Genomic DNA, 13,432 nt, shown 5'->3' with positions numbered 1-13,432 from the left:
CTCTGCACTCGCCCATAACGGAGCTGTTACATGACCATTCGTGCCCCACGTTTTGCCCCAACCTGCCTGGCCACCCTGCTTGCGGTATTCGCCTTCGGTACCGCTCAGGCTGATGAAGTGCAGGTGGCCGTTGCCGCCAACTTCACCGCGCCGATCCAGGCAATTGCTGCCGATTTCGAAAAAGACACCGGGCACAAACTGGTCGCCGCTTACGGTGCCACCGGCCAGTTCTACACCCAGATCAAAAACGGCGCACCGTTCGAAGTGTTCCTCTCGGCGGACGACACCACGCCGGAAAAACTGGAAAAAGAAGGCGACACCGTCAAGGGTTCGCGCTTCACCTACGCCATCGGCACCCTGGCCCTGTGGTCGGCGAAAGATGGTTATGTCGACGCCAAAGGTGAAGTCCTGAAGAAGAATGAATACCAGCACCTGTCCATCGCCAATCCGAAAGCCGCGCCATACGGTCTGGCCGCTACTCAAGTGCTGGAAAAACTCAATCTGACTGAGGCGACCAAGGCGAAGATCGTCGAAGGCCAGAACATCACCCAGGCCTACCAGTTCGTGTCCACCGGTAACGCCGAACTGGGTTTTGTCGCACTGTCGCAGATCTACAAGGACGGCAAGGTCACCAGCGGTTCGGCGTGGATCGTTCCAGCGAGCATGCACGACCCGATCAAACAGGACGCGGTGATTCTCAACAAAGGCAAGGACAGCGCCGCCGCCAAAGCGCTGTTTGAATACCTCAAGGGGCCGAAAGCCGCTGCGGTGATCAAGTCCTACGGTTACCAGCTCTAAATGTCGCTGACGAGTGCCGACTTCGCGGCGATCTGGCTGACCCTGAAACTGGCGTCCCTGACCACCGCTATCCTGCTGGTCGTCGGCACGCCGATTGCCCTGTGGTTGTCGCGCAGCCGTTCCTGGCTGCGTGGCCCCATCGGCGCAATCGTCGCCCTGCCCCTCGTACTGCCGCCGACCGTGATCGGCTTTTATCTGCTGCTGGCGATGGGGCCCAATGGCTTTCTCGGCCACTTCACGCAATGGCTGGGTCTGGGCACTCTGACCTTCAGTTTTACCGGGCTGGTGATGGGTTCGGTGATCTATTCCATGCCGTTTGTGGTGCAACCGTTGCAGAACGCGTTCTCCGCCATCGGCACCCGCCCACTGGAAGTGGCCGCGACCCTGCGCGCCAATCCCTGGGACACTTTTTTCAGCGTGATCCTGCCGTTGGCCCGCCCCGGTTTCGTGACGGCGGCGATCCTCGGTTTCGCGCATACCGTTGGTGAATTCGGCGTGGTGCTGATGATCGGCGGCAACATTCCCGACAAGACCCGCGTGGTCTCGGTGCAGATCTACGACCATGTCGAGGTGATGGAATATGCCCAGGCCCATTGGCTGGCCGGGGCGATGCTGGTGTTTTCGTTTCTGGTGTTGCTGGCGCTCTACTCCAGCCGCAAGACCCGCGCGGGTTGGAGCTGATCGATGATTGATGCACGTCTGAAAATCACTTATCCGGGTTTCAGTCTGGATGTCGATCTGCATTTGCCGGGGCGTGGCGTGACTGCGCTGTATGGTCATTCCGGGTCGGGCAAAACCACTTGCCTGCGCTGTATCGCCGGGCTTGAGCGGGCTGAACAGGGCTTTATCAAGATCAACGACGAAGTCTGGCAGGACAGCGAACGGCGGATTTTTGTCCCGCCGCACAAACGTGCAATCGGTTACGTGTTCCAGGAAGCCAGTTTGTTTCCGCACCTGTCAGTGCTGGCCAACCTGCAATTTGGCCTTAAACGCATTGCCAAGGCCCAGCGCCGGGTCGACATGGCGCAAGCCACCGAACTACTGGGCATCGGTCATTTGCTGGAGCGTCATCCGCAGCATCTGTCCGGCGGCGAACGCCAACGTGTCGGCATCGCCCGCGCGCTGTTGACCAGCCCGAAACTGTTGCTGATGGATGAGCCATTGGCCGCTCTCGACAGCCAGCGCAAAAACGAAATCCTGCCGTACCTGCAACGTCTGCACGACGAGCTGGACATCCCGGTGCTTTACGTCAGCCACGCGCAGGACGAGGTGGCCCGCCTGGCCGATCATCTGGTGCTGCTCAGCGACGGCAAGGCCCTGGCCAGCGGCCCGATTGGCGAAACCCTCGCGCGCCTTGACCTGCCAATGGCGTTGGGCGATGACGCCGGAGTGATCATCGAAGGCCAGGTCAGCGCCTATGATGCCGAGTACCAGTTGCTGAGTCTGCAATTGCCGGCGACTGCCATGAACATCCGGGTGACTCACGCGCCGATGGCGGTCGGTCAAGCCCTGCGCTGCAAGGTGCACGCCCGCGATATCAGTCTGGCCCTGCACAACAGCGAGGCCAGCAGCATCCTCAATCGCTTGCCGGTGATCGTGGTCAGCGAGCTGGCGGCGGACAATGCCGCGCATGTGCTGATTCGGCTCGATGCCGGCGGCACACCGTTGCTGGCGCGGATCACGCGGTTTTCCCGGGATCAGCTCGGCATCCACCCGGGCCAGCATTTGTGGGCGCAGATCAAGGCCGTCGCCGTGCTGGCCTGAATTGGTTGGCACGACGGCCATGGCGCGCGGTCAATCGCTGTAACAGAGCGATTCGCCAAGGACACCGCCATGCCCGACACCGCACTAGCCGACGTCTTACCGCCCGACCTGCATTACGTCGACGATACCCAACCCGGCCTCACCCGTAAAAAGCTGCGTGGCAAGTTCACCTATTTCGATCCGGCCGGGCAGCGCATCACCGACCCTGATGAGATCAAACGGATTAATTCGCTGGCAGTGCCGCCGGCCTACACCGACGTGTGGATCTGCGCCGATCCGCGTGGCCATTTGCAGGCCACCGGACGCGATGCCCGGGGCCGCAAGCAGTATCGCTATCACCCGCGCTGGCGCGAGGTGCGCGATGCCGACAAGTACTCGCGCTTGCGTGAGTTCGGCATGGCATTGCCGAAGTTGCGCAAACAGCTCGAAACCCTGCTGGACGCCCCCGGCTTCAGCCGCGACAAAGTCATGGCCACGGTCATCACGCTGCTCGACGCCACATTGATTCGTGTCGGCAATACCCAATACGCGCGGGACAACCGCTCCTATGGCCTGACCACCCTGCGCAGCCGGCATGTCGAGGTCAACGGCAGCGCGATCCTGTTCCAGTTTCGCGGCAAAAGCGGCATCGAACACCAGATCACCGTCAAGGATCGTCGCCTGGCGCGCATCATCAAGCGCTGCCTGGAAATTCCCGGGCAGAATCTGTTCCAGTATCTGGACGAAAACGGCGAGCGGCACACCGTCAGTTCCCATGACGTCAACAGCTACCTGCAAACCCTCACCGGCGCCGACTTCACTGCCAAGGATTACCGCACCTGGGCCGGCAGCGCACTGGCTTTGGCGGTATTACGCGAACTGCAATGGGAGTCGGAAGCCGAGGCGAAACGGCATGTGGTGGAGATGGTCAAGAGCGTGTCCAAACAGCTGGGCAACACCCCGGCGGTGTGCCGCAAGTGCTACATCCATCCAGCCGTGGTCGAGCGCTTCCTGCTCGGTGCGCTGGCCGAACTGCCACGCCCGAGGGTGCGCAAGGGCTTGCGCTCCGAGGAAGTGGCGCTGGCGATGTTTCTCGAGCAAATGATGGACGCGTCTTGATCGCGGCGGATGGGTGATCTAGGCTAGCCACCTTTCCCCTTCAGGACGACCGCAGACAGTGAACAATCAAGCCTTCTGAAAATGTAATCGCGATAAGCGCTGAATAGCGCCTGTCAGTCTTCACGACATTTTTCGGAGGTGCCGATGACTCACGTCTCGCGTACGCCTGCCCTCGTCTCCCTGAATCAAACCAGTTTTCAGTTCGCTAATGGCGAGACGATTTTCAACGACCTGAATCTGCAATTCGATCACACCCACACCGCCATCGTCGGGCGCAACGGCGTCGGTAAAAGCGTGCTGGCCAAGCTGATCGCCGGGCACTTGCAACCAACTGCCGGCAGCGTCACCTGCTCGGTGCCATTGGCCTATGTGGCGCAAACATTCACCGCCGATGCGCGGCAGACCGTGGCCGACGCCACCGGCACCGCCGCCGCCCTTCGCGCATTGCAACGGCTGCAGTCTGGCGAGGCGGCAGCAGAAGATTTCGACATCCTCGGCGAGCGCTGGGATCTGCCCGAACGTCTGCGCCAATCGCTGGATGACGCCGGTCTGCCGGACATTGCTCCCACCGATCTGACCCAACCGCTGAGCGGCGGCCAGCAAGCGCGGCTGGCGTTGATCGGGGCGCTTCTGAATCCGGCGCATCTGTTGGTGCTGGATGAACCGACCAACCATCTCGACGGCCCCGGCCGCGACTGGTTGATGAGCGAACTGGAACGCTGGCGCGGCGGATTGATCGTCGTCAGTCACGACCGGCAATTGCTTGAGCGCATGCAGCGTATCGTCGAGCTGACGCCGCTGGGTGTCACGGTGTACGGCGGCAATTTTTCCGCTTACCAGCAGCAACGACAGATCCATCAGGCGGCGGCGCAAGCGACGCTGGATCAAAGCCGAACAGAGCGCCGGCGCGAGCAGCAGCGCTTGCAAAACGAGCACGACACCATCCAGCGGCATGCCGCCCGCTCACTGCGCAATGCGAAATCCGCCAACGTCTCGGGCTTCGAACGCGCCGGCCTGAAAGGTGCGGCGAGGCAGATCATGGGCCAGGTGCGTCATGGTCATCAGCAGCGCAAATCGGAGCTTGATGCACGGGTGCGCGATGCCTACGCCAAAGTGCTCGCGGATGATGCGGTGCTGATGAACCTGCCCGGCAGCGCAGTGCCTGCTGCGCGCAGAGTCTGTACGCTGATTGATGCGTGCGTGCCATGGTTGCCGGCGCAACCGCTCAATGTCACGCTGAGCGGGCCCGTGCGCGTCGCCGTCATTGGTCCGAATGGCTGCGGCAAATCGACGTTGCTCAAGGTGCTCGCAGGTCAACTGCATCCCGCCAGCGGCGAATGCATCACCCATGTTCCTGCGGCTTATCTGGACCAGCATCTGAAGCTGCTGGATGACCGTCTCAGCGTCATCGAGCAACTGCTCGCGCTGCAGAGTCCGTTGAGTGAGAGCGAATTGCGCAGCCATCTGGCGCATCTGCAACTGGACGCGCAGCGGGTCACTCGAGCGAGCGCTTCACTGAGCGGTGGAGAGCGTTTGAAAGCCGCGCTGGCGGTGGCCTTGTGGGGCAAAAACCCTGCGCAATTGCTGCTGCTCGACGAGCCGAGCAATCATCTGGATCTGGCATCGGTTCAGGCTTTCGAGCAGGCATTGCAGACGTTTCCCGGAGCAATTGTCGCGGTTTCCCACGATCCTGAGTTTCTACAAGCGCTGAAACCGACGCATCGTCTGAATTGGCATGCCACAGAATGGCGGCTACAACCGACGAACTGACTGGCTATTTTTTGCACGATTGGCCAAGGCTTCTATAGTTGATCTGACACCTATTTGCTGTGGTGACGCCATGGAAGACATCTTTGTCGTAAAACGCTGCAACAAGATCATCATTCACGGTCGCCGCGCCGGGGAAAGTCAGCATGAACACGCTGAAGCCAGAAGTTGGTTTCGAATCAACGACACCCGCACCGGCGGCTTCATCGGCGATGGCTACGATGTTGAGGAAGATGCCCGACGCGAATGCCAACGGCTCAATGCGGCCAGCTCGCCGCTGCCGGCGCGACAATCGGCCGGCTGATGCAATTGACAGGCGGGGTCTATACTCAAAGCAGCTGACGGACCAGCGCCCCAACGGCACAGAGCTCGCAGCCCGCGGGCTTTTTGCTGCCTCTCAACGGTTTGTCTGAACGGAGGTGTTCCATGTCCGAAAAAGAGTCCATCACCACCCTCCTCACCTTGCTCGACTCTCGTCAGGCGCGACTTGCCGCGGCCTGCAAGGAAATCGCCGACTGGGTCGACCATCAAGGCGGCCATCCGACCGCCCTGCGCATCCGCGACCGACTGAACGACATCGAAAAAGACACACCGCTGATCCGCAGCACCCTGTCGTCGCTACAACCGGTCGAACGGCCACTGCCACGTTTCAGATGACTGCACCGCGATAAACGACAGCCAACCGGCGTACCGTCTGGCCGGTGTACCGAACGCCCCGAGGTGTGGGCGGTCAAAACCTGTACACGTCACCCAGGAGACGGTTCATGGTTATCCACTTCAAAACAGACGGACATCTGGCTTGTGGTCACAAGGGCGACAACCTTGCCTCAAGCCTGGAACTCAATCGCGTCAAATGCCGCAGCTGCCGCAACACCGACGCCTATAAAGAAGCACGCAAGACCCAGCGCAATGCCGCACGCCGCGCAGCGCGCCACACCAAAGCTGATCATGGTGCGTCGAACTGGCGTTCGGAGTGGATCGAACGCCTGACCGCGCTGGCCGGGCCGCAGCGCCTGCCAAGGGGCTTTTTCGGGCAAGCGTTCGTATAACCGATTGATGTCGTTTTTTTAGTCCATCACTCGACGTGAATTGCCACGAATTCACCGCTCGAACCCATCAATGCCCTGGCCTTATCGTCAGGGCTTTTTGTTGAAAACACCGGTTCGAGCAGCCCGTAGCCCTGAGGCAAGCTTGCAAATAGCCAACGCGCCCTCATAACCAGAACCGTATCCACCGTCACCGAGAGGCAAAAAATCATGACCGGACAAACCGAAACCGCGATTCTCGCCGGGGGCTGCTTCTGGGGCATGCAGGACCTGCTGCGGCGTTATCCCGGCGTATTGCAGACGCGAGTCGGCTACAGCGGCGGCGATGTACCGAACGCCACCTACCGCAACCACGGCAACCACGCTGAAGCCATCGAGATCGTTTTCGACCCGGCGGTGATCAGCTACCGGCAGATCCTCGAGTTCTTCTTCCAGATCCACGATCCGAGTACGCCCAACCGTCAAGGCAACGATCTTGGCCCCAGCTATCGTTCGGCGATTTATTATCTCAGCGAAGAGCAACGCGACATCGCCGAGGATACCGCCGCCGATGTTGACGCTTCCGGTCTCTGGCCGGGCCGAGTAGTCACCGAAATCGAACCGGCGGGACAGTTCTGGGAAGCGGAACCTGAGCACCAGGACTACCTGGAGCGGATACCGAATGGCTACACCTGCCACTTCATCCGTCCGAACTGGAAGTTGCCCAAGCGCAGCTAATAACACACCTGCGTAATCACCCCACGCACGGCGCTGGCCTCAACTGAAGGCCGGCACTTGCGCACCTCTGGAATCGATCATTTTGGTGAGCCCTCCGTAGCACAGTTCAAGCGCCCGAGGATGAACATACGTTCATCGCAAGCATGGCTCAATGCGTCTAGCCTGCAGGTTCCAACATAGTGCCTACAGGAGTACCCCACCATGTTCTCGCACGAAAGCCTCCCGCTGATTGCCATTTTCACCATCATGCTACTGTGCGTACTGGCTGCGTTTTTACACCCGGTACATGCATTCTTCAGCTGGCTGCGCAGGCGCAAGGAACGATCAAACGCCCAGGCTGCAAAAGAGGTTGATTCGCGCTGAATGTGTTCCCTCAACTGGCCCGGGTATGCCTGGGCTTTTTGTTTTCTGGCCGAACAGCAGATACAAAAAAGCCCAGCGCGGGGCTGGGCCTGATTTTTCGTCAAGGTTAAAAACATCCGGGCTTTTTAGCCGCGAGAGTGGAACTCAAGTGACTTACGCCAGGCTCCTCTCGTGCTCGCTTTCATGGACATAAACCCATGAAATTCCAGATGGCGAGGCCTGATCGACGCACATCAGCGCCGAATCGACTTTCTTCTTGGTAATGCCGTCTTTGACAAGGTCGAAGACGGCCAGGAAACAGTCCCCGGGAAGCGCTGTGATCGAGAGGTTGGTGATGTGTGATTCAGGGCTTCCAGCACGCTTGCCATACAAGCCCCAAAGTCGCTCCCAATAGTCCGCCCGACACATGATCTCTCCATCGGTGAGTACCACACGGAAGTCATTCGCCAACGCATCGTACAGAGGCTTGATGGCGCCCTCCGACCGGGAAGACATACCGCGCGACCACGGAAAGAAGAGATTGTACCAACGGTACACCTCGGCTTCGACGAGAGCGGTTTTATCGGTTGCTGCGTGCACTTGATTGATTGCCATCGGTGTTCTCCTTAACACGTCAAAAATGGCGGGTCTGGCGTAACAGACAGGCCGTCTGAATGCCCATCGCCTGAGCGATGCACCGCGCCATGATCAAGATCCATCCTGATATCAACGCCACCGGGTCAAGCTAAAATGTTCACTCAATGACTTTTGATATCTTCGACCAAGCCACAAACGTAGACGCTTGCAGGATTGGTTGCATCGAGAAGTGACCAACGGTCTCTGCGCGCAGAAACACAAGGAATTGACGAGGAGCCAGTTAAAAATGGCAATCCGAAAACAAACAAGGGTTTGCCTCAGCTTTCGCCCGCAAACCCTTGATTTTAGATGGTGCCCGAAGCCGGAATCGAACCGGCACGCCCTTACGAGCGGGGGATTTTAAGTCCGGATCTTTATATAATAAAATCAATTACTTATGGATTTAATTTTTCCGCAGGAATAGGTTTCTGGCACCCTTGAGAGCCAATAAATTCGTAGCTGTTCAAAAAATTGCGGAACAGAATTCACGTTGTCGCGGCGTGTGTATCCAGGAAAAAACACTCCAGGAACGGCCTGCATCGACCAGAGTCTGGCACTCCTGAATGTCCCCTTCCGGCCAAAAGCGGACATCGGCACGCGACTGCTGACGGCAATTAGCAGCCAGTTTTAAGAGGATGTATTCAACCCAGAGCGAACACCTTTTCGAGTTGCTAAGAATTAGATTGGATTCTCGCGCTAGCAACCTTTTGCCAAAATGTGCAGATGTCATTAGGTTGACTGGCAGCAATGTTGTACCTTCAAATAGCTAGGCATGTGATTATCGACCGTCATCTGGAGTTAGATAAATCTAATACAAATATGTCAATCAGTCCGTAGATCTCAGACGGCAGCGATGACTGAATGCTTAGCTTTAGTTCTTCCGCTGATCCTATATCATAGGTTTTGAGACCCGCTATAGGTATGTCTGGCCCAAACCACAGAACCAGGAAAACTCCTTGGTACTCGGCGTCGGGATGTATTGAATAGCGCTCATGCAACTGACATTTTGCGGCTGTATATAGTTCTCTATGCCACTGTCCTTTAACCTCCGTGACCAGTAGTCGTCTTTTTCCGTCTATCACCTTCGATGCGGTGAAGTCGCTTCGCTTGTCATCTTTGAGATGATGCTCAGGTGTAATTATAATGCCTTTCGGCAAAAGCTTAAGACTCAACCGCTCCGCTATGATTGATCTACAAGAGTTTTCATCTAAGTGCTTTCCGTTTTCGAAGAAGCGAGCGCCTGAGTTGAATTCGCCTCCATCGATAGCTCTTTGAAAATCACCTAGCTCATCAATGATGCATTGACGCAATCCTTCTACTGTTGCAATCGAATCTAAATCCAATAGGTCCGAAACCTGCTTTGGGCTGGGCGCCTCGTAATCTTGAAGGGAGCGTTTTCTAAGTTGGCTACTATAAATGCTGTTAAGATCTCTGTGCAGATCGCTGAACCGAGCATCTGCAATTAGCTCCGTTAGCGGGACTATGGCGTCATCTGGGTCATAGGAATTAAAGCTCCAAACCAAATCCTGTATATAGCGGTATGCTCTTTCGCTATTTGGACTATCGCTCCCCCATTGGTCTGGCAAATATACACTCGGCCACCGTTCGACATATGCATCAAGCACAGCTTTTGCTTTTAAGGCTGTCAAACTAGGCCAGCCATGGCTCCGATGGCCAAATCGACTCGACCGGTTGCACAGATTAAAGATTGCATTTGGATCTGCTTGCAGCCAGTGCCATTGCGGATAATTTATGCAATCAATGAAGTAAAATTCGCGAACAAACCAGAACTTGCATTTACAAATTATGTCAGGGTCATCTGGGAATTTGGTGATTTTTTCCACTAAAGCAGATGTCCGCTCTCTAATGATATCGACAAGCAGGGAGCGCTCGCCATATTCTGAGGCAATGTCAAATAAAGTTTCGAGTGTGTTAAGATCCAAGTTTTCGAATCTAACGAGCCAATCGATCGAAAGCTTGGGTTTCAGTTCGCTGAATGCATCATCGCTACAGAGCAACCAAATGTCCGGATTCGTACAAGATGAAATTTCCAATTGAGGCTCGACAAATTGCCTCAAAAAAACCTCTAATGCACCTGCTTCTGCAAATACAATTCTGTCAATCTCTTGCGTCAGAGCGGCCCTGGCGTTCTCGTCAATAGTACTGTAATGAGTATTGACGCATGCTCTCAATGATCGAAGCAGGTTCGGATCAACCTCATCCAATGAATTTTTTTCCACCATGATTAGAGCACAGGCAGCGTGCAATATCTGAATATTTCTGGAAATTCTGGAAGAGCAGCTTAATTCTGCCAGTTCGCGTAGCCCTGGGATTGATGGGCCTATAAAGCTGAGGCAGTTCTTCAATGCTGTATGTGCTATTTCTTTATCACCAAACTCTTCATTTATTTTTTCTGGCTGCATCAATGTGAGCTCTGCGAATCGCGCGAGACATGCCCAATGTGCGCCCGACGCAATTAGATCTCTGTTCTCCCTTACGTATAGAATATTTTTTTCATGAATTAACGCCTGCTTCCTTTGACTGCGTTTGATTCTTCGCTTGAGATTTCTGGGTATTCCATCAAGCCTTCCCATTTTAGATGCCGCACGAGAAAAATTGGCCCAAGCGCGCATGAATGCAGGTTTGGTCAGGGCTTGCTTGCGCAGGCGTTGCCTCAGTAGATCAGGCCCTCGCTCATCCTTCATACGATGTTTGTGGTGTAGAGGAATGCAAGTAGCCCATAGAACAGGGTTATCATTTTCAAACGCAAGATCAGCTAAGTACTGTGTGTCTTCCTGAAACAGGCCAAGCCCGGAGTGCGAATGAAAATCAAAGTTGTGGATTCTTGTGTTAATTATCTCCTCTCGATCAGTAAGGGGAGAAAATACTAGTGCGAGCACGCCTTGTCTCAATTCGACATTCTCGCGCATCACTTTAACAGCAGCGCTCTGCTCAGTACTTTTCTGATAGAAATAGTTTAAGTTTTTCACCCATTGCCAGATCTGAATCGGGTTGTAGGGTGGGAGCGCAGTACTAAAATAATTGTCCAACAACATGCCTATTATCTTGCTAATTCCAGTTCTACAACTACACTGGTAGTTTTTTTTGTCACAGATGCACTCTAATCCCACCGTCAGATCGTCTAAAAGGCGCTCCGCTGTTCTATAATTTAAATCCGCCATGAAACGCTTGACAAAGTAGCGAGAACCAATCTGTGGATAATGCTGTTCATACCCCTCTGGATAGAGTTTTGCACACCCCTTAAGAAAGTCGAGCACAACCTCATGATTGTATGGGGATATATAAAGGGACTTAATGATTTCTGAGGCAACGTGCAATGAGTTATGACTAGCCTCAGAGATTAAGGCTGAAAGATTTTTTTTATGATCGAAGGATGGGATTGAAAGCAGGCACCTGCTCGCTAGCAATCTAGAACTTTGAGATTCTTCCGCTGATAGGAGAATGCCTCGAAGTTCTGCCTCAAAATTTGATGCTTCTTTGCTAGAAACTAGCAATTCCATTATAAGATCTCGAAGATGTCCATCTGCTCCAGCTGATATAATTGGTCTAATTTCATTGACGACATCCTTCGAGAAGAACCCAGCCATGCTGAAACTCCGTCCATAATCGCCTCTTCGAAAATATGGATCTTTTATTTCAATTTCACGGAGCTTATGTATTAGAGCACGCCTTGTGGATGGATGAAGCTGAGAAGGATCTCCGTTAGCAAGTACTGCGTACGGATCAAGCTGAACAATAGTATTCTGTACGTCTCTACCTCCCAGTGCAGCCATCCATCCGAGTAATCCACGCAGTTCATCTCGTACAGTAGAGTTTGGTGCAATTATCGACGAACACTTTGATAGCGTCAGCGTATCTTGTGCGTTTTCAATTCGTCTTACTAAATAGCAAGCTGCGCAATACTCAGTCACAACCTTATGGACGGGGCGGTGAAGATCGGGGTGATCTCCTGGCCTAAACAATCTCGTCGACAGTATATCGATGTTAAAGTTATTTTTACTTTGTACCGCGTTAAGCATCGGAAATATTCGCGTCTCGCTTGCCTCGCTAGTAGTAACCCCATCTGAGCCGGAGAGAAGTAATTTGGCGAAAACCTCCTCCGCCAAAGCAACCTTTTCTGCTATTGGAAAAGAGTTGTGTTTGCTCGCAATACTCGTATTGACTTCTCTTGCTAGCCGGTCAACGGCCATCGAGAATATCGAATTTTTGTCTTTGAATTGTCTACCGCTTTCTATGTAAGCGTCAGCGAAGAGCTTAAGAAACTGTGGATTAGGTAGAAGAGACTCCAAATAAAACCTTGACACTTCATCACGAAAAGCAACGAAGTCCTCACCTGCAACGTGATAGGAGAATATGGCTTGTTGTTCTGCTTCGTTAAACTCTTCTAATCTGACCACCAGCGGGGTACGTCCTAAGGCATCTTCGAAAGCCTTCGTTGACGATGCACCCCACTCGCTCGACCGACTAGATATGATGACATGTTTTGGATCAGATTTTTTCGCATAGGCTAGAAGCCTGTTAATACCAACCTGATCGATCTTCGCAAGTTCGTCAAATGCATCGATGACCAAAGAGCCATTCTTCGAATCTGCACCCATATAGCTGAAGAGGTTGGCAGTCACACATTCGACGTTCAGCTGATCAGCAAGGCTTTTGAGCAAGGAAGATTTTCCGCCCCCTGGCTCAGATAGTACGACCACATAGGCCGAAGCGCTCATCAGCTCCCGCTCTGTGAATGTCCTCTCATCGGAAGCAAGCGTTCGAGGCAGGTAGAAGTCTTGGCTCATTATGGGCGCTCAATTTGTTCAGGTGCGCTGCGTTCTGAGGCAGATGGTGACTGGTACTCAAAACGCTACATTCGATATAAATACGGTGCGGCTTTCTCGGTTAAATCTGCCTGATGACCTTCCTTATTCATATGTAGTCCGTGTTTGCTGTTGAGTCAGAACCCCATTGAACGCATTCGGGAAGAAGGTATAAACGATTCCCAAATTACGCATTCATTTTCTTCGCATCGATGCGTGCACTTTGGATTGATTCTGCTGAAAACGTCGGTGAGGGTAAAGCCCCTGTTGAACCATCCGGAAAAGCCTGAACGACTTTGGCTTTAAGTCCTTCGAGTGACTGCATCGAGTCGAAAGCAGTTTAATGTGGCGGGCTGCTTTTCGCCGGCAGCAGCCGAACGCGAACGTCCGCTTATGGCTGTGGATTCAACCGGTCGACGCAACAGATTGGCTAAATCG

12 protein-coding genes are annotated in these 13,432 nt (G+C 54.4%); 10 read left to right on the top strand and 2 right to left on the bottom strand.

What is annotated here, in order from left to right; translation table 11 throughout:
• Positions 1-30: 30 nt before the first annotated feature.
• The 10 genes from modA to ACM6I7_RS19145 all read left to right on the top strand — a co-directional run bounded on the left by modA (position 31) and on the right by ACM6I7_RS19145 (position 7,553).
• Entirely contained in the window at positions 31-798 is a 768-nt protein-coding gene (gene modA / locus ACM6I7_RS19190; RefSeq protein WP_414889058.1) for a molybdate ABC transporter substrate-binding protein, read from the top strand.
• On the top strand, positions 799-1,479 hold the full coding sequence (modB, locus tag ACM6I7_RS19185; protein WP_414889057.1) for a molybdate ABC transporter permease subunit: 681 nt from the start codon (positions 799-801) through the stop codon (positions 1,477-1,479).
• Between the two features lie 3 nt (positions 1,480-1,482).
• Positions 1,483-2,562, top strand: coding sequence for a molybdenum ABC transporter ATP-binding protein (modC, locus tag ACM6I7_RS19180; RefSeq protein ID WP_414889056.1), 1,080 nt, complete (start codon positions 1,483-1,485; stop codon positions 2,560-2,562).
• 69 nt (positions 2,563-2,631) lie between these two features.
• Positions 2,632-3,660 (top strand): DNA topoisomerase IB, encoded by a 1,029-nt coding sequence (locus ACM6I7_RS19175; RefSeq protein WP_414889054.1) that lies wholly within the window; start codon positions 2,632-2,634, stop codon positions 3,658-3,660.
• Between the two features lie 144 nt (positions 3,661-3,804).
• Positions 3,805-5,430 carry an ABC-F family ATP-binding cassette domain-containing protein gene (locus ACM6I7_RS19170; protein ID WP_414889053.1) on the top strand — a complete coding sequence of 542 codons (1,626 nt, stop codon included), beginning with the start codon at positions 3,805-3,807 and terminating at the stop codon, positions 5,428-5,430.
• Positions 5,431-5,500: 70 nt separating this feature from the next.
• A complete protein-coding gene (locus ACM6I7_RS19165) occupies positions 5,501-5,731 on the top strand; it encodes a hypothetical protein (RefSeq protein ID WP_414889052.1) in 231 nt (76 codons plus the stop codon).
• 122 nt (positions 5,732-5,853) lie between these two features.
• The gene (locus ACM6I7_RS19160) at positions 5,854-6,084 is read left to right on the top strand and encodes a hypothetical protein (protein WP_007964939.1); all 231 of its coding nucleotides are present in this window, start codon (positions 5,854-5,856) and stop codon (positions 6,082-6,084) included.
• 107 nt (positions 6,085-6,191) lie between these two features.
• The gene (locus tag ACM6I7_RS19155) at positions 6,192-6,476 is read left to right on the top strand and encodes a hypothetical protein (protein WP_027612677.1); all 285 of its coding nucleotides are present in this window, start codon (positions 6,192-6,194) and stop codon (positions 6,474-6,476) included.
• A gap of 207 nt (positions 6,477-6,683) precedes the next feature.
• The gene (msrA, locus tag ACM6I7_RS19150) at positions 6,684-7,190 is read left to right on the top strand and encodes a peptide-methionine (S)-S-oxide reductase MsrA (RefSeq protein WP_414889051.1); all 507 of its coding nucleotides are present in this window, start codon (positions 6,684-6,686) and stop codon (positions 7,188-7,190) included.
• Positions 7,191-7,391: 201 nt separating this feature from the next.
• Entirely contained in the window at positions 7,392-7,553 is a 162-nt protein-coding gene (locus tag ACM6I7_RS19145; protein WP_166495875.1) for a hypothetical protein, read from the top strand.
• 153 nt (positions 7,554-7,706) lie between these two features.
• Here the strand turns inward: ACM6I7_RS19145 and ACM6I7_RS19140 are convergent, their stop codons facing one another.
• On the bottom strand, positions 7,707-8,147 hold the full coding sequence (locus ACM6I7_RS19140; protein ID WP_414889050.1) for a hypothetical protein: 441 nt from the start codon (positions 8,145-8,147) through the stop codon (positions 7,707-7,709).
• An 809-nt stretch (positions 8,148-8,956) separates the two neighbouring features.
• On the bottom strand, positions 8,957-12,976 hold the full coding sequence (locus ACM6I7_RS19135) for an NACHT domain-containing protein (protein ID WP_414889049.1): 4,020 nt from the start codon (positions 12,974-12,976) through the stop codon (positions 8,957-8,959).
• Positions 12,977-13,432 lie beyond the last annotated feature (456 nt).

Source organism: Pseudomonas sp. IT-93MI4, assembly GCF_949767635.1.
GTDB lineage: Bacteria > Pseudomonadota > Gammaproteobacteria > Pseudomonadales > Pseudomonadaceae > Aquipseudomonas > Aquipseudomonas putida_A.
Note: the sequence above shows the minus strand (reverse complement) of the source record. Positions and strands in the feature narration are given on the sequence as shown.